Origin of the sequence: Secundilactobacillus silagei JCM 19001, from assembly GCF_002217945.1 — a bacterium.
GTDB lineage: Bacteria > Bacillota > Bacilli > Lactobacillales > Lactobacillaceae > Secundilactobacillus > Secundilactobacillus silagei.
Window position 1 is genome coordinate 1 of record NZ_BCMG01000065.1, and the last position, 243, is coordinate 243.

1 protein-coding gene is annotated in these 243 nt (G+C 46.9%); it reads right to left on the reverse strand.

Features of this window, described 5'->3' with window-relative positions; translation table 11 throughout:
• A partial coding sequence (locus tag CES79_RS12955) for a hypothetical protein (RefSeq protein ID WP_159459506.1) occupies positions 1-243 on the reverse strand: 243 nt, incomplete at both ends.

Consider the following 243-nt stretch of genomic DNA (forward strand, 5'->3'; position numbering starts at 1 on the left):
CTTTAAGTAATGGCACATCAACAGTGACATGTTCGCCTGTCTTACCAGTTACATTAGGCACCGTTTGATCACCTTGATTGCTTGGAATCATCACATTTGCCTTGGCATCGTTTGGTGTGTAGTTTACTTTACCTGTGGTCGTTGGGTTATCAACGGTGATCGTACCGTCGGCATTCACTGTCGCCGGTACCGTTGACTTATCCGCCGTGTAGCCTGGCTTCACTGGTACTGTAACATCAACAT